At 60.7% G+C, this 16,493-nt stretch carries 13 protein-coding genes and 1 pseudogene; 7 read left to right on the top strand and 7 right to left on the bottom strand.

The window, feature by feature from the left end:
• Positions 1-8: 8 nt before the first annotated feature.
• The 4 genes from MAIT1_RS09210 (at position 9) to rfbD (ending at position 3,324) form a co-directional block, all read left to right on the top strand.
• Positions 9-575, top strand: coding sequence for an anthranilate synthase component II (locus MAIT1_RS09210; RefSeq protein ID WP_085441974.1), 567 nt, complete (start codon positions 9-11; stop codon positions 573-575).
• Positions 576-841: 266 nt separating this feature from the next.
• Positions 842-1,867 (top strand): anthranilate phosphoribosyltransferase, encoded by a 1,026-nt coding sequence (trpD, locus tag MAIT1_RS09205; RefSeq protein WP_085441973.1) that lies wholly within the window; start codon positions 842-844, stop codon positions 1,865-1,867.
• A gap of 12 nt (positions 1,868-1,879) precedes the next feature.
• Positions 1,880-2,425, top strand: a complete 546-nt coding sequence (gene rfbC, locus MAIT1_RS09200; protein ID WP_085441972.1) for a dTDP-4-dehydrorhamnose 3,5-epimerase — start codon at positions 1,880-1,882, stop codon at positions 2,423-2,425.
• The gene (gene rfbD, locus MAIT1_RS09195) at positions 2,341-3,324 is read left to right on the top strand and encodes a dTDP-4-dehydrorhamnose reductase (protein WP_085441971.1); all 984 of its coding nucleotides are present in this window, start codon (positions 2,341-2,343) and stop codon (positions 3,322-3,324) included. Before rfbC ends, rfbD begins: the two co-directional genes overlap by 85 nt.
• Before the next feature lie 690 nt (positions 3,325-4,014).
• Here the strand turns inward: rfbD and MAIT1_RS21825 are convergent.
• Both MAIT1_RS21825 and MAIT1_RS09185 read right to left on the bottom strand, forming a co-directional pair.
• On the bottom strand, positions 4,015-4,416 hold the full coding sequence (locus tag MAIT1_RS21825) for an ankyrin repeat domain-containing protein (RefSeq protein ID WP_158089406.1): 402 nt from the start codon (positions 4,414-4,416) through the stop codon (positions 4,015-4,017).
• A gap of 175 nt (positions 4,417-4,591) precedes the next feature.
• The gene (locus tag MAIT1_RS09185; RefSeq protein WP_085441969.1) at positions 4,592-5,191 is read right to left on the bottom strand and encodes a ParA family protein; all 600 of its coding nucleotides are present in this window, start codon (positions 5,189-5,191) and stop codon (positions 4,592-4,594) included.
• 102 nt (positions 5,192-5,293) lie between these two features.
• Here MAIT1_RS09185 and MAIT1_RS09180 point away from each other — a divergent pair.
• A pseudogene (locus tag MAIT1_RS09180) lies at positions 5,294-5,620 on the top strand (HU family DNA-binding protein); the annotation flags it as partial.
• Positions 5,621-5,626: 6 nt separating this feature from the next.
• Here MAIT1_RS09180 and MAIT1_RS09175 read toward each other — a convergent pair.
• The 5 genes from MAIT1_RS09175 to MAIT1_RS09155 all read right to left on the bottom strand — a co-directional run bounded on the left by MAIT1_RS09175 (position 5,627) and on the right by MAIT1_RS09155 (position 11,737).
• Positions 5,627-7,180, bottom strand: coding sequence for an Lcl C-terminal domain-containing protein (locus MAIT1_RS09175; protein WP_085441967.1), 1,554 nt, complete (start codon positions 7,178-7,180; stop codon positions 5,627-5,629).
• Between the two features lie 5 nt (positions 7,181-7,185).
• A complete protein-coding gene (locus MAIT1_RS09170) occupies positions 7,186-7,626 on the bottom strand; it encodes a hypothetical protein (RefSeq protein WP_085441966.1) in 441 nt (146 codons plus the stop codon).
• A 546-nt stretch (positions 7,627-8,172) separates the two neighbouring features.
• On the bottom strand, positions 8,173-9,603 hold the full coding sequence (pntB, locus tag MAIT1_RS09165; RefSeq protein ID WP_085442040.1) for a Re/Si-specific NAD(P)(+) transhydrogenase subunit beta: 1,431 nt from the start codon (positions 9,601-9,603) through the stop codon (positions 8,173-8,175).
• A gap of 37 nt (positions 9,604-9,640) precedes the next feature.
• Positions 9,641-11,188, bottom strand: coding sequence for a Re/Si-specific NAD(P)(+) transhydrogenase subunit alpha (locus MAIT1_RS09160; RefSeq protein ID WP_085441965.1), 1,548 nt, complete (start codon positions 11,186-11,188; stop codon positions 9,641-9,643).
• A gap of 348 nt (positions 11,189-11,536) precedes the next feature.
• Positions 11,537-11,737 (bottom strand): hypothetical protein, encoded by a 201-nt coding sequence (locus tag MAIT1_RS09155; RefSeq protein WP_085441964.1) that lies wholly within the window; start codon positions 11,735-11,737, stop codon positions 11,537-11,539.
• A 1,441-nt stretch (positions 11,738-13,178) separates the two neighbouring features.
• On the opposite strand from MAIT1_RS09155, the gene MAIT1_RS09150 reads away from it, so the two are divergent.
• Both MAIT1_RS09150 and MAIT1_RS09145 read left to right on the top strand, forming a co-directional pair.
• Positions 13,179-15,359: a methyl-accepting chemotaxis protein gene (locus MAIT1_RS09150; protein WP_085441963.1), complete on the top strand. Its 2,181-nt coding sequence runs from the start codon at positions 13,179-13,181 to the stop codon at positions 15,357-15,359.
• A 200-nt stretch (positions 15,360-15,559) separates the two neighbouring features.
• On the top strand, positions 15,560-16,423 hold the full coding sequence (locus tag MAIT1_RS09145) for an Mrp/NBP35 family ATP-binding protein (RefSeq protein ID WP_085441962.1): 864 nt from the start codon (positions 15,560-15,562) through the stop codon (positions 16,421-16,423).
• Positions 16,424-16,493 lie beyond the last annotated feature (70 nt).

Genomic DNA, 16,493 nt, shown 5'->3' with positions numbered 1-16,493 from the left:
GGCGCGCCATGTTGGTCATGATCGATAACTACGACTCCTTCACCTATAACCTGGTGCAGTACTTCGGCGAGCTGGGCGCGGATGTGCGCACTTTCCGCAACAATGAGATCACCTTAGAGGAGATCGACGCCATGGGGCCCTCCCATGTGTGTCTGTCGCCGGGGCCGTGCACCCCCACCGAGGCGGGCATCAGCGTGGCGGCGGTGAGCCACTTCGCCGGGCGCATCCCGCTGCTGGGGGTCTGTCTGGGGCATCAATCCATCGGCCAGGCCTACGGTGGACGCATCATTCGCGCCCCCTCCGGCGTGATGCACGGCAAAACTTCGCCCATCCATCACACCGATAGCGGCGTGTTCGCCAATCTGCCCAATCCGGTGACAGCCACCCGCTACCATTCGTTGGTGATTGAGCGCGAAACCCTGCCCGACTGTCTGGAGATCACCGCCTGGACCGAAGACGGTTTGATCATGGGCGTGCGGCACAAGGAGCTGGCGGTGGAGGGGGTGCAGTTCCACCCCGAATCGATTCTCACCGACGGCGGCCACGCGCTGCTGCAGAACTTCCTGGATATGTGATGATGGCGTTGTTGGTTAGTCTGTGTTGTAAGGGAAGATGAAAGAGACTGGGGCTTCGCCCCAGACCCCGACCAGGGCTTTGCCCTGGACCCATGAGGGCTCCGCCCTCAACCCGCCAGGGCTCTGCCCTGGACCCGGCAGGGGAATGATTCCCCTGCACCCCCGTTAGTTTTCCCTCGTGCGCGCTTTCGAATTGCGTGCATGGCGGGAGAGGTTTCGGGAGCCAAAGTGAGAGACTTCCTGTCGCGCGTTATGGAGAGCTGAACATGCAGATTCAACAGGCCATCGCCCAAATCGTGGAGCGCCGCAGTCTGACCATGGAACAGGCGCGCGCGGCCATGGATCAGATCATGTCCGGCAACGCCACCGACGCCCAGATCGGCGCCTACATCACCGCCTTGCGCATGAAAGGCGAAACCGTGGATGAGATCGCCGGTTCGGCCCTGGCCATGCGCGAAATGGCGCTCAAGGTCAAAGCCCCGGAAGGGGCGGTGATCGTGGATACCTGCGGCACCGGCGGCGACGCCTCGGGCACCTTCAATATCTCCACTACGGTGGCCTTCGTGGTGGCCGCCTCCGGGGTGACGGTGGCCAAACACGGCAACCGCTCCATCTCCTCCAAAAGCGGTTCGGCGGATGTGCTTACCGCGCTGGGAGTCAACATTGACGCCGACATGAGCGTGGTGGAGACCTGCTTGCGCGAAGTGGGCATCGGTTTTCTGTTCGCCCCGCGTCTGCATGGCGCCATGAAGCACGCCATGGGGCCACGCAAGGAGCTGGCCATCCGCACCGTGTTCAATCTGCTCGGCCCGTTGACCAACCCGGCGGGGGCCGAAGCGCAGCTGATCGGCGTGTTCGACTCCGCCTGGACCGAGCCCATGGCACGGGTGCTGGGGCGTTTGGGCTCCAAGCGCGCCATAGTGGCCCACGGCTCCGATGGGCTGGACGAGATCACTGTGACCGGCTTGACCCAGGTGGCGGAACTCAAAGCCGATGGTTCGGTGAGTCGCTATATGATCTCGCCGGGGGATCTGGGGCTGACCAGTTGCACCGCCGAAGAGCTCAAGGGCGGCGACGCTGAGGAGAACGCCGCCATCACCCGGGCGGTGCTGGGCGGCGAGCAGGGCCCCAAACGGGATATCGTGGTGATCAACGCCGCCGCCGCGCTGTATGTGAGCGGCATGGTCTCTAGCATTAAAGAGGGCATGGAGATGGCCGCTCAGGCCATCGACTCCGGGCGCGCATTGCAGCGGTTGGATATGCTGGCGCAGACCTCCAACGTCAGCGTGTAAGAGGCGAGCCCGATGCGTATCGCGCCCACCCGGTTGGAAGGCGTCATGCGGATTCTGCCGCGAGTGTATGGGGATGATCGCGGCTACTTCTTCGAGGCGTGGCGGCAGAAGGAGCTGCGCGAGGCGGGCATCGACGCCGAATTCGTGCAGATGAATCAGAGCGGCTCCCAACGCGGCGTGCTGCGCGGGTTGCACTACCAGATTCAGCAGCCTCAGGGCAAATTGGTGCGGGTGCTGCGCGGCGAGATCTTCGATGTGGCGGTGGATTTGCGCCGCTCCTCCCCCACCTTCGGTCAGTGGGATGGCTGGGTGCTCAATGACGTCACCCGCGAAGGGGTGTGGATCCCCCCAGGATTCGCCCACGGCTTTCTCACCTTGAGCGAGCGCGCCGAGTTTGAGTACCTCTGCACCGACACCTATGCGCCACAGTGGGAGCGGGCGATTCGCTGGGATGACCCCGATCTGGCCATAGTGTGGCCGCAACTGGAGGGCGCGCTGACGCTCTCACAGAAGGATCAGGACGCCACTGCTTGGCGCGATGCGGAACTGTTCCCGTGACGATTCTGGTGCTGGGCGCCGGGGGGCAGTTGGGCTTGGAGTTGGAAATATACGCAGATAAGGGCGGAAAAGTGATTTATCTGCCCCATTCTAATGCAGATATCTGTGATAAATCAGAAATAACTGATGCAATCCTTCATATAAATCCTTCAACTATAATTAACTGCGCAGCCTACACCGCCGTGGACCGCGCTGAAGCGGAGCCGCAGCGCGCCTTCGCCATCAATGCCGATGGGGTGGAGAATGTCGCCCGCGCCGCCGCTCGTGTGGGCGCGCGTCTGATCCACATCTCCACCGATTATGTGTTTGACGGCTGCTCCCGGATTCCCTATACCCCCGCTGACGCCACTGCGCCGCTGAGTGTGTATGGTGAAAGCAAGTTGCAGGGGGAGGAGCGTGCGCTGCGCACATTGGGCGAGCGCGCATTGGTGATTCGCAGCGCGTGGCTGCACAGCGCGCGCGCGGGGAATTTCGTCTCCACCATTTTGCGCCTGCTGCGCGAGCGGGACGCCTTGCGCGTGATCGACGATCAGGTGGGTTCGCCCACTCAGGCTGGCGCTCTGGCCCAGACAATCTGGTGCGTGGTGACGGATGCGCCCGCCGCCCACGGGGTGTGGCATTGGGCGCAATCCGGCGCGGCCAGTTGGCATGGGTTCGCCTGTGAGATTCAGCGCCGCGCGTTGGCGTTGGGGCTGCTCAAACAGGAGATCCCCATCACCGCCATCCCTTCAGCGGAGTATCCCCAGGCGGCGCGTCGCCCGGCCTACAGCGTGTTGGATTGCGCCGCCGCACGCCAAGCGTTGGGCGTTGAGGCGGACTCGTGGCAAGCGGGCGTGGGTCGCACGCTGCAGGAGGGGGTGGCGCGCGGCCTCTTCCTGCGCGCGGATCGGCTGATGTGATGATGCGCTAATATCTGCGCACATCAATATAAATGAACTGCTCCCACTGCTTTTCATGCGCGTCCCTCCGCATGTGTTGTCTTGCAGACGCTATGCTTGCATCGAGATCGAATCCATGGGCAAGAGCGCCGCTGTCTATAAGAATAAGTCCCATTCCCAATGCGTTTGTTGCACGTTTCTCTGAGCGTGTGCGGGCAACGCCTTCACATTGGCAACAGCGAGTCAAAACCGAAACTGCACAGAACGGTCAATGTTTGCGTGACGTAGCTTGAGCTTGCGCTGACTATTGGCCGCCGACTGGTCGGCGGCGGGGTCTGGGGGCGCGCCCCCAGCGGCCACAGGCAAAGCCGTATCTAACAAAAAGGGCGGCGCCCCCACGGTTTGGTTGTTGGGAGCTCGAGGGCAAAGCCCTCGATATCTTCCAGCGCCCATATGTTTACTTTTGGATGCTAGCGACTCTAACAAATGGGCGGCTCCCCACGGTTTGGTTGTTGGGAGCTTGAGGGCAAAGCCCTCGATATCTTCCAGCGCCCATATGTTTACTTTTGGATGCTAGCGACTCTAACAAATGGGCGGCTCCCCACGGTTTGGCTTTTTGGGAGCTCGAGGGCGCAGCCCTCGATATCTTCCATATTCAAAATCGCCAATGTCCCATTGTGAATTCGGCTGACTCAAACTGAGCTGGCCATCTCAATTGGCCACGCCATGCAGCCGCACCAGCAGCGCCTCGGCCACCTCTTGGTGTCCGGCGCTCTGCGCCAGCTCCAGGGCGGTTTGCCCCCACCAGTTCTGCGCGTAGGGACTGGCGCCTTCATCAAGCAGACGCAGCACCATACCTAGATGGCCCTTGCTGGCGGCCCACATCAGGTCGGTGTTGCCTTGCAGATCCCGATGCGTTTGCTGGGCGTCGCTCACCCAGGGGCGTTGCGCCAACTGTTGGCGCTCCACTTCCGGCGCGAACCGCGTTTGCGATGCGCCGTGACGCGGCGCGCGTTCCGAGGGGATCGCCGCCGGGCTATTCTGCAACGGCAAGGCGACAAGCGCCGCCATCAATATCATGGGCGCGGCGCTCCAGTAGCGGGAACGGTTCATGATCTCTCTCCCAACTCGTGGCCAACGAACAGCGTTGGTCTCTTCACGTCTGTCACAAAGCAACCGCCAGGCCATTATGTTAAACAGTTGAGAAACTGGGAGAATCTTGATTGTTCGGCGGATGCGGGGAGGCGAAAAGTCGGGTTGCTGGGAAAATCTTGCCGAGACAATTGCGTCATCGCGGCAGAAGATTCTCCAGCAATTGGGAAAAATGCTCCGGTAGCGGCGCGCCGCTGAACAGGGCGGCAAATGCGGGATCCCACGGAATGGGCGCATCCATAACGGACAAATGGTATGCCACCGCCTGCGCGTGCAGCGGGCCGAGATCTTCGCCGCGATAGTGATTGATGGCGATCATGGCGGGTAGGGGGGCGGCGCGTTTGGCCTGGGCCTGGGCAAGCAGGGCGCTGAGCCCCTCCAACGACCAGATGTCTGGCAAGGTGGGGCGGCAGGGGATGATCAGTCGATCGCAGATGGCCAGCAGATCCACCAGAGCGGTCTCCAGGCGCGGCGGCGCATCGATGATCACGTGTTCAAATTGGGGGGTAAAGCGCGGCAGCGCCTCGGGCAGGGTTTGCAGCAGTTGATGACGGACGAGGAGGGGCAGATTGAGCGCTTCGCCCACGCTCTCATACCAGTGCGAGGCGGTGCCTTGATCGTCGGCGTCCAGCAGCAGAACCGAGGCGCCGCTTTGCGCCAAACGCCAGCTTAATGCGACTGCCAAGGTGCTTTTTCCTGTGCCGCCTTTTTGATGATAGAGCGCGTAAACCGCCATTTGCCCATCGCTTTCACTGTTGTTCCGGGGCGCGGACTCTAGGATTCAAAAAGCCGCGCCAATGGGGTAAGGTGGTCTCCCACCAACAATGCGGCTCGGGAAAGAAGCATGGACGCAGAACGCCTTATCGAACAGATCGCCGAACAGCAAGGCGTGGATTATAAAACCGCTTCAGCGCTGATCGCCAGCCTTCTGGAGTCAATCGCCGAACAGTTGGCTGCTGGCGAACGCATCTGCTTCGAGGGGTTTGGCGAGTTTGCCATCAAGCGCATTCCGCCGTGGTTGGGTCCGCACCCGGATACCCGGGAGATGGTCACGCTGCCGGGGCGCAACGTGCCCTATTTTCAATCCGACCCCGCTTTGCGCAAGCGCATGAACGATGGCGTGGATTGGAAACACACCATGCCGCGCCCGATCAAGAAGAAGTAGTCCCTGTCAGTTCGCATCGCGCACGCAGCGCGCATAGTTCACTATTCTCACCGCATCCTGCTGACCGCCACGACCACTGCTCCAGCGCGTAGGATCGCCCGATTTGGGGTCGCTGCGCTGCGCCCCCGCGCCATGCACGTCGATTCCCTGGGTCGAGACGCACTGCCCAAAGCAGAGGTAAGTCGCCTCTGAGGGGGAGTCCCCGTGGGTGGTGGAGGACCAGAACCAACCGCTGGGGTCTCTCTGGGTGAAAAATTGGGTGTCCAGCGCCAGGTTGGCGCGGGAGTAATCCACCAGGCTTTGCAGCTCGCGCACATTGGGCAGGCGCCAGTCGTTATGACTGGCCAGAGTGAGATTCTCACAATAGGCTAGCGCGTCGCCCCAGTTGCGGGTGTGGCCATCATCCTTCTGCTGCCACATCAGGCCAAAGGCGCGGTCGGTAACCACGCCATCCTTGTGGGCGACAAAATCGTTTTCGCCCCATACCGGACCGCTCACGCAGCGGGAGAAGAGCGCGACCGGGCCGTTGCGCGGCGCGCTCTTGATGCGGCCATCGAGGAAGTTGAAGAAGAAGTTGTGCCCGCCGCGATTCATCACCCGCCCCGGGTAGGCGGTGGCCGACCAGGTCTGTCCCATCATCTCCGGCGAGTGGGTGGCGTAGGGGTCGTTGGCCAACTCACGCCAACTGGGCGGCTTGATCTCAAACGCCGAGCTGTCCAGGAAGGGGCGTCCGCCGGTGTATCCGGCCCAATGGCTGATGGAGAAGAGTTCTCGAATGGTGGGCAGGCGCCAATCGTCGCGTCCGGCCAGACTCAGTTGTGCGCAGCGCTGTTGCGCTTGCGGATAGTGCAGGCGCTGGGCGTGGTGCGCGCTCTCCCAGGTGAGTCCCGTGGCAAGATCGCGCACCGCGCCAGCGCCCGCCGATTCATACGCCATGGCGCGTCCGGCGTAATTGCCATCCTGTCCAAAGAACGGTTCGCCAGGCTTGGGACAGTCGATCACGCGGCGTGCGTCAAAGCAGGTGATCTGCCCGCTATCCGGCAAGCGATTGTGGGTGGCGATGGCGTTGGGGTCCGCTGCGCGCGGCGTGTAACCCTGCGGTCGTCCCCCGGGCGCTCCGCCGCCTTGGGGACGCCGACTCTGACCCCTGGCGAAATTCCCCGGAGGGCGAGAGAAGCCATTGGCCATGTTTGGCGCTGCGCCAGGTTGGCCGCCAGAGTTCATCCCTGGCGGGCCGCCGCGATGGCTGTTGGGCACGCACACCAGCCCGGCCCCGCCAAAACGATCCGGGCGGCACTGGCCATCCAGCTTGCCATGGGGCGTTGTGACTTGGCAGGCGGCGCCCTGTTGTCGGTCGGCGCAGGCGCTGAACGCTTCCGGCGGCGGTCCCCCGCCCGGGGGACCGCCTTGGCTCATCTGACCACTAAATTGGCCAGGCGCTCCCATGGGGCCCAAGGGGCCGTTGTTGGAACCGCTGAATTCAGTGTTCATTTGCGCCATGCCGCTGCTTGCCGTCAGAGCGGTAGCCAGCAGGAGCGCCGCAAGCGTCGTACTCTTCATGCGACTCAGTTGGATTGGTTATAGCCGCCATAGCCGCCGGGAGGCTGGCCATAACCGCGTTGCTGCATACCATTGGACTGACCGCCCTGCATACCGCCCTGCATGCCGCCCGGAGGTCCGCCGCGATGGCCATTGGGCACGCACACCAGCGAGTTGGAGCCGCTATGGCGATCTTGCTGACACGTGCCAGACAGGGTTCCATGGGGCGTGGTGACTGAGCAGCTGGCGCCTTGCGAGCTGTTGGCGCAGGCGGTGAACGCCTCTTGCGGCGGCCCACGGCGGCCCATCTGGTTGCCGGACTGGCCCATCTGTCCATTTTGCCCCATCTGTCCCATTTGTCCGCCAGGAGGACCGTACTGACCATTATTCTGATAAGACTGCGCAAAGCTGGCGCTGGCGACTAACGCGCCGCTTACAAACAGAGCCAAAGCAATCGGGGTCTTCATACAGCGTCTCCTCGGGTGAGAGTCTCACAGGCGAGCCTGTGGAGGTGATTTGATTTTGAAAGCAGAAACCCGTGAACGGAGTTCCGGCGTCGTTGAAGCAGTGGGGCGCAGACGGCTCCAGAATCCGTTCCCAATATTAAAGACGCAACAGAGACGTTGTGGTCACAGAAAAAAATGTTAACAACGCGTTTTTCTAAAATGTCCCAGCCATAGCCCCATTCCGGCGTGTGCAAAGCTTTTGTTTGAAGAAATATAGTGAATCAAAACCAAAGTTGCACAAAACTGCCAATGTTTGCGTGACGTAGATTGAGCTTGCGCTGACTATTGGCCGCCGACTGGTCGGCGGCGGGGTCTGGGGGCCGCGCCCCCAGCGGGTGTGGGCGGAGCCCACGGTTTGGTCTTCGGGAGCTCGAGGGCGTAGCCCTCGATATCTTTCATGACCAATACCCAAACTGTCCGATTCTGATTTCAACTGACAATAAGCAAAAGAAAACCCGCCCCGAATCGCTTCGGGGCAGGTTGATCAATCAGCCTGTGCTGAACGGCTTAGGCGCCGTGGCTGTGGCTGCGAATCGCTTCCAGAACGCTATCCATGCTGGCCTTGGCGTCGCCGAACAGCATGCGGTTGTTCTCTTTGTAGAACAACGGGTTGTCAATGCCCGAGTAGCCGCTGCCCATGGAGCGCTTGAGCACCACGGTGGTTTTGGCTTTCCACACTTCCAGCACCGGCATGCCCCAGATCGGGCTGCCCGGATCTTCCTGAGAAGCGGGGTTGACGATGTCGTTGGCGCCGATCACCAGCACCACGTCGGTCTCGGGGAAGTCCTCATTAAGCTCGTCCATCTCCAGCACGATGTCATAGGGGACTTTGGCTTCGGCCAGCAGCACGTTCATGTGACCGGGCAGACGACCGGCCACCGGGTGGATGCCGAAGCGCACATTGATGCCGCGAGCGCGCAGAGTGGAGGTGATCTCCGCCACCGGGTACTGCGCCTGGGCCACGGCCATGCCGTAACCGGGGACGATGATCACTTCGCTGGCGTTGAGGAGCATCTCGGCGACGTCGTCGTGCTGCACCGGGATCACCTCTTTGGGGCCGTCATCGTCGGACGAGGAGGCGCTGACGCTCTCGCCGCCGAAGCCGCCCAGGATCACGCTGACGAAGGAGCGGTTCATGGCGCGGCACATGATGTAGCTCAGGATGGCGCCCGAGGAGCCCACCAGCGCGCCCACCACGATCAGCAGGTCATTGTTGAGCATGAAGCCGGTGGCCGAGGCGGCCCAACCGGAGTAGCTGTTGAGCATGGAGACCACCACCGGCATGTCGGCGCCGCCGATGCCCATGACCAGATGCCAGCCCAGGAAGAAGGCCAACAGGGTCATGATGATCATGAACGTGCCGCCCTGCATGATGGAGTCGGTTCCCATGAACAGGTAGCACAGGTAGATGGAGACCAGCACCACCAGGGCGTTGAGGCCGTGGCGCATGGGCAGCATCAGGGGCTTGGAGGCGATCTTGCCGTTGAGCTTGCCGAACGCCACCACCGAACCGGTAAAGGTCACCGCGCCGATGAAGATGCCGAGGAAGATCTCCACTTCGTGGATCACTTTCATGGCGTGATCGCCATTGGCCAGCGCGGCGTGGGTGTCGGGGTCAAAGTGGTTGGCGAAGCCCACCAGCACGGCGGCCAGACCCACGAAGCTGTGCAACACGGCCACCAGCTCGGGCATCTGGGTCATTTCCACTTTGGCGGCCAGGAAGGCGCCGACGCCGCCGCCGATCACCATCGCGACGATGATGAAGGGGAGGTTGCCCACGTGACTGGAGAACAGGGTGGCGACGATGGCCACGGCCATGCCCAGCATGCCGTAGTAGTTACCGCGGCGCGCGCTCTCCTGGTGGGACAGGCCCCCCAGGCTGAGGATGAAGAAGATGCTCGCGCCGATGTACGAGGCAGTTAACAAACCTTGAGAAATCATGATTGGTTCCCTTTATCAATCCCGAAGTCGGCGGTTACTTCTGGAACATCTTCAACATGCGCTGGGTGACCAGGAAGCCGCCTGCGATGTTGATGGTTGCAATGAGAATGGCGATGACCGACAGCGCCAACACAATCGTGCTGCTGGTGCCCATCTGCACCAACGCGCCCAGCACGATGATGCCGGAGATGGCGTTGGTCACGGACATCAGCGGCGTGTGCAGGGCCGGGGTCACATTCCACACCACCATGTAGCCGATGAAGATCGACAGCACGAACACGGTGAAGTGGGGCAGGAACTCCGCAGGCGCGTAGTTGCCCATGCCGAACAGCGCCAGGGCGCACAGGGCCATGGTGATGATGGTGCCACGGGTCTTGGCGCGGGCGGCGGCCACGGGATCCTCCACCGGCATCGGCGGCGGCGCGGTCTTGGGCTTGGCGCTGGCTTGGGCCACCACTTTGGGCGGCGGCGGCGGCCAGGTGATTTCGCCATCTTTGACGATGGTGCAGCCGCGGATCACGTCATCTTCCATGTTCACGTTGAGCTGACCATCCTTCTCAGGGGTCAAGTCGGTGAGCAGGTGACGGATATTGGTGGCGTAGAGCTGGCTGGCCTGGGTCGGCAGACGGCTGGGCAGATCGGAGTAACCGATGATGGTCACGCCGTGCTTGATGATCGCTTCGCCATGCACGGTGAGTTCGCAGTTACCGCCGGTCTCCGCCGCCAGGTCAACGATCACGCTGCCTTCGGGCATCGCTTTGACCATCTCTTCGGTGATCAGCTTCGGCGCGGGCTTGCCCGGGATCAACGCGGTGGTGACGATGATGTCCACCTCTTTGGCCTGCTCCAGGAACAGCGCCATTTCGGCTTCGATGAACTCTTTGGACATCACTTTGGCGTAGCCGCCTTCGCCGGTGCCGTCCTCTTCGAAGTCCAGCTCCAGGAACTCGGCGCCCATGGATTTGACCTGGTCCTTCACTTCCGGACGGGTGTCGAAGGCGCGCACAATGGCGCCCATGCTGGCGGCGGCGCCGATGGCGGCCAGACCCGCCACGCCGGCGCCGATCACCATAACTTTGGCGGGGGGCACTTTACCGGCGGCGGTGATCTGACCGGTGAAGAAGCGGCCAAAGTGCTGCGAGGCCTCCACGATGGCGCGGTAACCGGCGATGTTGGCCATGGAGCTCAGGGCGTCCATCTTCTGCGCGCGGGAGATGCGGGGCACCGCATCCATGGCGAACACGGTGACCTTCTGCGCCTTGAGGCTCTCCATCAGCTCGGCGTTCTGCGCCGGCCAGATGAAGCTGATCAGGTGTGCGCCCTCTTTTAGCAGAGGAACTTCGGTCGCCTCGGGAGCGCGGACCTTGAGCACGATCTCCGACTGGCCCCACAGGCTGGCGGCGTCGGCAACGATCTCCGCGCCCGCCTCTGCATAAGCGGAGTCGAGGAATTTCGCTTCCGCCCCGGCGCCCGCCTCAATGGCGACGTCGAAGCCGAGTTTTTTCAGTCGCCCCACCGATTCCGGCGAAGCCGCCACCCGGCGCTCGCCAGGGTAGATCTCCTTGGGTATGCCGATTCTCATGCCGATGATTCCTTAGATTTGGCTTTTAAAACTTACGCTTGGCTTAGCGCTGGTCTTGCGCGCGGCCATCTGAGAATAACGCTGTTGGAGTCGTTTTTGATATTTCTGACTGGGTTGCAGTCATCACAAAAATAGGCGCCATCAACGTCAGATTATGGGGGAGGCTACTGTCCTTTGTGCGGAAACACAAGGCTCTTTTGGTTTTGGAGGGCAAAAAATCATAATATGCTGATATTGAAAAAATGGGTTCAGCATTAACGAGTTAATTCAAATAAAGAAAAGCGCGCGCACGAGCGTGGCGGCGCATGAGTCTGCTGCGTCCTGCGCGCGCATTCTTTATCTAGGCGCTTACTTGAGGCGATCGTGCACGAACCAGACGGTGAACTTCTCCAGTTCGGCGCGCAGCGCCTTGACCTCGGGGGCGGACTCCAGCGCATCCAGGTCCACGTCCAGGTCGTGATCGGTGACCAGCTCCTCCATCAGGGTGCGCATGGTCTCGCGCAACGTGCCATCGGATTCGGCGACGATTTTGTCAATGCCACAAGCCATAACAACTCTCCTGCATCATGTGTAGGGGGCGCGCAAAGGGGCGCGATTGGGTGGATCAGCGCCGCTTTGTGTGCCAGCATAGAGCCATCTTATCGCGGTTTGGCGCAGGGAACAAAGGTGTTGCGCGCGGCGAGGGGGGCAGCGAAGGAGTCTGGGGGGCGTCAGATTTCACATAGACGCCCTGCAAACAGAGCATGGCGTTGATTGCCGGTTCCACCGATGGCGTGACTTGTATCACGGACTCAGGCAAATCGGCGACGCCAATGGCATCCACGTGGGCGCGATTACAGGGGGACAGTGTGATTTGTGCGCAGTCCACATCAATTGCTCGCTGGTTTGTTATCCCATTTATTCGCCATGTACTAGAGAGTCGAGCCCTTCAATAGCTTTCGAGTCGGCGCCCAAGGCAAAGGCGAAGCCGTCGTGAGGCAATGGCGTGCGCGGCGTCAACCTTCCGACAACGTCCAGACGCGGGCGTTGTCGCTCCGCATCCGTTCTCAGCAACGCATCAGCCTAGCCAGAGTCAGCAAGAGCTGGTCGTTGTCGTATAGCAACGTCTTGTCATGGGGGAGCGACCATTCAACATCGGCGCTGTCGCGAGCGAACCCACCGCCAATCTGATTCATTTTACCTGGGGTTCATATCATCAAGCAGAGTTGGCGGTCAGATCTGCAAATTGCGTTTCAGTGGTGCGAAAAGCCATGCGCAAAATAATTCTAAATCGAACATTCAAAATTTTGTCGCGGATCCCACGCCGCCATGCGGCGTCGTAACGTTGCAAAAGCCGTCGTGTGGTCTTGAGGCGGGAATTGTCGGTCGTGCGTAAGAGTGATCAGATTGAGAAGTTATCTGACTTCAATATCTTGGAGAGACTGATGGACTATCCTGTGACGCCTGTGGCGGGCGCTCTAGCAGATGCACCAGCAAGCAGGTTTCTCTTGCGCCTGGCAAGCGCCATAGAAGCATCAGAAAATTGCCTCAAATAAACCGTATTATCAGGTGGTTGACGTAGATATGCTCTGGTGGTGCCGGTGACATCATTATTCTGTGTAAACCCGAGGAAAAAGTAGAGGAGGTCATTGTATGCTTCTGAGCGCTATGATAAAAAAGCATGTTGCAGTTTACAGATGAGAGCCAGATTGCATTGAGCGTCCAATAAGCGATGTTTCTGGTATGAAGTTTGCCTGGAATCATTGACGGATTTGATCCTGGCGACTGAGTCAGGCTCCTCCCAGTGCAATAAGTCCGTTGGCAATCGAATGGTGTCAGCAGGCGGCCTCACCGCCAGTCTGATGCTCAGTGAGGCTGCATCCAAAATGTACCTGAAAAGGACTGCGCAGGCCCGATTGAGATGACGGACGCGCTTGACGAATAAGGTAAAAAAACGTCACGCGCTTAGCGTGAAAATAGCGTCGTACAGCCACGATGGCGGAGAGCCTTTATGAATGCTCTGAGAAATCTGAACTTCGGGACCAAGATCATCCTCGCCACCATCGTGGTGGTGTCGGTTGGCTTCTTCCTCCTGTTCCTGTTTATCAAATCTGCGGTGGAGACGGATGCGATTGACAACATCGTCGCCAAATCCCGCGAGTTGACCTCGCAGGCGGATGCCGCACAGAAATACGTCTCCAAGCTGGCCAAAGACGGCAACTTCAAAACCGAGTTGGCTGCAGATGCGCGCAAATACCTGATGGACCAGGGCTTTAAGCTGGATGGTTCGGACAATCAGCAGGCCATCGTCAAGGCGGTGCGCAACACCGCCTTCTACGGCACCATTCCAGTGGTGGCCGGGTGGACCATCGGCGCCACCAAGACCGAAGGCTTCGATAAATCATGGGTGTTCCGCGTCACCAAAAAACAGGCGCGCAACGAAGCCAACGAAGCCACGCCGCTCGAGCGTGAAATGCTCGAGCAGATGGACAGCGAAGGGCTGCGCGAGATCTATCGCATCGTGCCCAAAGAGAACGGCGACGGTCGCGAACTGCGCTACATGCGCCCGGTGAAGATGTCCAAGGAGTGTCTGTTCTGCCACGGCACCATCAAGGATTACGCTGATGGCGGCGGCGTGGTGGACCCCATCGGCATGAAGATGGAGGGGTGGCACGAAGGCGAACAGCGCGGCGCGTTTGAGATCATCGCTGACCTCAATCCGGTGGATGACGCGGTGGGCTTCCTGGTGCTGGAAGTGTTGGGCCTGGGCGTGCTGGTGATTGCGTTGGTCTCTGTTGTGAGTTTCCTGATGATCAACAATCTGGCCATCAAGCCGGTGCGCAATATCCGTCGTCTGCTCAGCAGCGTGGCCGCCGGCGATCTGACCGTCACCGTGCCCCCCGCCGGGGTGCAGGACGATATTGGTCAGACGGTGAAAGCCACCGGCGATATGGTCAACAGTCTGCGCGAGATGTTCGGCGTCATTAAAGACAACGCCGTACGCCTGAAGGACGCGGCGGGCAATATCGCACAAGTTTCCGACACGCTGCAGGACAAGGCCAGCGACATGTCGTCCAAGGCCAACTCGGTGACCAGTTCGGCGCAGAGCATGAGTGGCGGTATGGAGACGGTGAGCAAGGCCACCACGCTGATGAGCGTGAATATGAACACCATCGCCGCAGCCGCCGACCAGATGAACTCCAACATGACCACCATTTCGGCGGCGGCGGAAGAGGCCAGCATCAACCTCTCCACCGTGGCGGCGGCCTCCGAGGAGGCTTCCACCAGCATGACCTACGTGAATGACGCCGCCGAACGCACCGGCTCTAATGTGGCGGCGGTGGCCAAGGCGCTGACCGAGATGACGCAGTCGTTGGTTGGCGTGCGCAAACAGTGCGAAGCCGCCAGCGATGAGTCGCAAAGCGCGCGCGCCAATGGTCAGGCCAACGCTGAAGTGATGACCAAGCTCACCGACTCCGCGCTGGAGATCGGCAAAGTGGTGGACGTCATCAACAATATCGCCGACCAGACCAACATGCTGGCTCTGAACGCTTCCATTGAAGCGGCTGGCGCCGGTGAGTCGGGCAAGGGCTTTGCGGTTGTGGCCAACGAGGTCAAGGAGTTGGCGCGTCAAACCGGTGAGGCGACCCACACCATCTCCGAGCAGATCGATGAGATTCAGGACCACTCCAAAGACGTGGCTCGTCGCGCCAAGGAGGTCAACACCATCATCGAGCGCATCAACGACGCCAACCAGGAGATTCTGCAAGCGGTGGACGATCAGACCGCCCATGTCAACGAGATCTCCAACTCCATGGGCCAAGTACGCGGCGAAGCCGATGAGGTGAACCGTCGCGTGGGCGAATCCTCCGACGGCATCGCCGAGGTGAACCGTAACGTGCAGGAGATCACCACCGGCATCACCGAGGTGACGCGCAATGTGACCGAGGCCAGTCAGGGCGTGGGCGAGATGACCCGCAACGTCTCTGACGTGACCAAGAGCAGCGCCGAGATCTCCAAGCAGGTGAATGAGGCGTCGGAAGAGGCCAAGTCGGTGCTGGGCAATATGACCGCTGTGAATGATGCCGCCAAAGAGGTGAGCGAGATCGGTCAGACCGCCAAGCAGAGCTCCAACACCATGGGCAGCATCGCCCGTTCGTTGGACGAGGCGCTGATGAAATTCAAGCTCTGATCCGCTTCAGTCTGAGCAGCGTTGAGATGGGCGTCCCGCACTGGGGCGCCCATTTTTTATTCTGGCGACTGGCGCCAAGGGGCTGTATTCCCTATAGTCGCTTCGATCCAAGCTAAACTTTTTACGGCGTATGGCGTCCAAATGGCGCACCCCGTCGTCCGCGACGCGGCTTCATTACGTCTTTTGAGAAAGAGCGCATCATGAGTCAGAACGAACAGCAGTCAGCCTCGCAACAGGGTCAGGAAGAGGCGTTCCCTCTGCCCAAAAAGCAGCAAGTAGATCGCGTCAAACACGTCATTGCGGTCTATAGCGCCAAAGGCGGGGTCGGCAAATCCACACTGTCGGTCAACTTGGCCTTTGCGCTCCAGCAATTGGGCCACAAAGTAGGGTTGCTGGATGCTGACATCTATGGTCCCAGCATTCCGATTATGTTGGGCGCCAACGAGCGTCCCAAGCCAGATGTCATGGGGCGTATCCGCCCGGTGATGGCCCATGGCATGCCGCTGATGTCCATCGGCTTCATGGTGGAGGAGGAGCAGCCGCTGGTGTGGCGCGGTCCGATCCTGTTCCAGGTGCTTCAGCAGTTCTTCCATGAGGTGCGCTGGTGCGGCTATGACGAGATGCTGGACTATCTGGTGATCGACCTGCCGCCCGGCACCGGCGATATCCAACTCTCCATGGCGCAGCAGGTGGAGGTCTCCGGCTCGCTCATCGTCACCACCCCGCAGGATGTGGCGTTAACCGACGTCAAACGCGGTATCTCCTTATTCCATCTTGCCAATGTGCCGATACTGGGGGTGGTGGAGAATATGAGTTACTTCCGCTGCGGCCACTGCGGCGAGCGCACCGATATCTTCTCCACCGGCGGCGCCAAGTCCATCGCCGAAAAGGCGGGGGTGCCGTTGGTGGGCGAGGTGCCATTGGATCCGCGCATTCGTGAATGCGGCGATAGCGGCGCGCCCATCGTGGTGGCGGAACCAGACTCCGAGCACGCCAAACGCTATCTGGAGATCGCGCGTCAGACCGTCGAGGCGGTGGCGCAGGCGGAAGCCAAACAGGAGTAAGGAGACGGATGGGCGTTTTGCGCTGTGGGTCCGTCTCAATGGCCTAGGATGGCTACGGTTGTCCGTCGGG

Origin of the sequence: Magnetofaba australis IT-1, assembly GCF_002109495.1 — a bacterium.
GTDB classification, from domain to species: Bacteria; Pseudomonadota; Magnetococcia; order Magnetococcales; family Magnetococcaceae; genus Magnetofaba; species Magnetofaba australis.
The sequence above is the reverse complement of the archived record's forward strand: the minus strand, read 5'-3'. Positions and strand labels throughout refer to the sequence as shown.

Excerpts from the sequence above, each read along its gene's own strand:
- MAIT1_RS09145 (WP_085441962.1), top strand. The coding sequence starts at position 15,560 with ATGAGTCAGAACGAACAGCAGTCAGCCTCGCAACAGGGTCAGGAAGAG.
- rfbC (WP_085441972.1), top strand. The coding sequence starts at position 1,880 with ATGCGTATCGCGCCCACCCGGTTGGAAGGCGTCATGCGGATTCTGCCG.
- MAIT1_RS09170 (WP_085441966.1), bottom strand. The coding sequence starts at position 7,626 with ATGAAGACCCCGATTGCTTTGGCTCTGTTTGTAAGCGGCGCGTTAGTC.
- MAIT1_RS09210 (WP_085441974.1), top strand. The coding sequence starts at position 9 with ATGTTGGTCATGATCGATAACTACGACTCCTTCACCTATAACCTGGTG.
- MAIT1_RS09160 (WP_085441965.1), bottom strand. The coding sequence starts at position 11,188 with ATGAGAATCGGCATACCCAAGGAGATCTACCCTGGCGAGCGCCGGGTG.
- MAIT1_RS09155 (WP_085441964.1), bottom strand. The coding sequence starts at position 11,737 with ATGGCTTGTGGCATTGACAAAATCGTCGCCGAATCCGATGGCACGTTG.
- trpD (WP_085441973.1), top strand. The coding sequence starts at position 842 with ATGCAGATTCAACAGGCCATCGCCCAAATCGTGGAGCGCCGCAGTCTG.
- MAIT1_RS09185 (WP_085441969.1), bottom strand. The coding sequence starts at position 5,191 with ATGGCGGTTTACGCGCTCTATCATCAAAAAGGCGGCACAGGAAAAAGC.
- MAIT1_RS09175 (WP_085441967.1), bottom strand. The coding sequence starts at position 7,180 with ATGAAGAGTACGACGCTTGCGGCGCTCCTGCTGGCTACCGCTCTGACG.
- MAIT1_RS09150 (WP_085441963.1), top strand. The coding sequence starts at position 13,179 with ATGAATGCTCTGAGAAATCTGAACTTCGGGACCAAGATCATCCTCGCC.
- MAIT1_RS21825 (WP_158089406.1), bottom strand. The coding sequence starts at position 4,416 with ATGAACCGTTCCCGCTACTGGAGCGCCGCGCCCATGATATTGATGGCG.